The following is a 1,542-nucleotide window of genomic DNA, read 5'->3' as shown; positions in this document are numbered from 1 at the left end:
TCGTCCATCACAGCGACCGCGGGTCCCAGGGCGGACTCAACCGGTCGTCGCAACACCCTGACGGAGGAGGTTGCGATGACTATAGGGAGGCGGCGTTCGGCCCGATCTACGCGCAAGGCCCTTCGCTCGCCGGGCCGGCCGCCTGTGGCACGGCGCGAACACCGGCGGATCTTCTGGTCGGCGGTCGCGGCGGGTCGGTCGAGTGAAGACGCCGCGGTGGATGCCGGCGTATCCGCTCCCGTGGGAGCCAGGTGGTTCCGGGAGGCCGGCGGCATGCCACCATCGCATTTCACACCGTCGGCGAAGCCGCTGTCGGAGCGGTACCTGTCGTTCGTCGAGCGCGAGGAGATTGCGCTTCTCCGCGCACGCGGGCACGGCGTGCGGGAGATGGCCCGCCGGCTCGGACGGGCGCCTTCCACGATCTCCCGCGAACTGCGCCGCAACGCGGCCACGCGCGGCGGCGGCCTCGAGTACCGGGCGACGACCGCACAGTGGCATGCGGATCGGTCCGCCCGCCGTCCCAAGCCAGCGAAGCTGGCAGCGAATGCGAGGCTGCGCGACTATGTGCAGGATCGGCTCGCCGGGCGGATCGCCGCACCGGGCGGCAAGGAGATCGGCGGGCCGAGCGTGGCTTGGAAGGGCCGCCGAGCCGGGCGCCGGCAGAAGCGACGATGGGCGACGGCATGGAGCCCAGAGCAGATCGCCAGCCGGCTCGAGCTCGACTTTCCAGAGGACGAGACCATGCGCGTCAGCCACGAGGCCATCTACCAGTCCCTTTACGTCCAGGGCCGCGGCGCGCTGAAGCGTGAGCTCACCGCCTGCTTGCGCACGGGCCGGGCGCTGCGCCTGCCGAGATCCCGCCTGCGCGGCCGCGGCAAGTCCTTCGTCACGCCCGAGGTGATGATCAGCGAGCGCCCGGCGGAGGCGGCCGACCGCGCGGTGCCGGGCCACTGGGAGGGAGACCTGATCCTCGGCCTCTCCAGCTCGGCGATCGGCACGCTCGTCGAGCGCACCACGCGCTTCACGATGCTGCTCCATCTGCCGCCCATGCCGGGCCATGGCCACGGGCCGCGGGCGAAGAACGGTCCCGCGCTCGCCGGCCACGGCGCCGAGGCGGTGCGCGACGCCATCACCCGCACCATCACGACATTGCCCGAGCAGTTGCGCCGGTCCCTGACCTGGGACCAGGGAGCCGAGATGGCGAAGCACGAAGAGCTGCGCATCGAGACCGGGCTGCGCGTCTACTTCTGCGATCCTCACAGCCCATGGCAGCGCGGCTCGAACGAGAACACCAACGGGCTGCTGCGCCAGTACTTTCCGAAGGGGACGGATCTCGCAGCGCATGACGCCGACGACCTCGCGGCGGTGGCGCAGGCCCTCAATAGCCGGCCGCGAAAGACCCTCGGCTGGCGGACGCCCGCCGAGGCGCTGGACGACGTCATCCGGTCCGCTCACAAAGACGTTGTTGCGACGACCGGTTGAGTCCGCCCAGTACCTGTCTATTCGCTACACCGAGCGGCTAGCGGAGGCGGGCATCGAACC

1 protein-coding gene is annotated in these 1,542 nt (G+C 71.0%); it reads left to right on the top strand.

Annotated elements, in window-relative coordinates; genetic code table 11:
- Positions 1 to 75 precede the first annotated feature (75 nt).
- On the top strand, positions 76 to 1,482 hold the full coding sequence (locus tag I6U14_RS11810) for an IS30 family transposase (protein ID WP_296899564.1): 1,407 nt from the start codon (positions 76 to 78) through the stop codon (positions 1,480 to 1,482).
- Positions 1,483 to 1,542: the final 60 nt, after the last annotated feature.

Source organism: Thiohalocapsa sp., assembly GCF_019695415.1.
Taxonomy (GTDB): Bacteria; Pseudomonadota; Gammaproteobacteria; order Chromatiales; family Chromatiaceae; genus Thiohalocapsa.
Note: the sequence above shows the minus strand (reverse complement) of the source record. Positions and strands in the feature narration are given on the sequence as shown.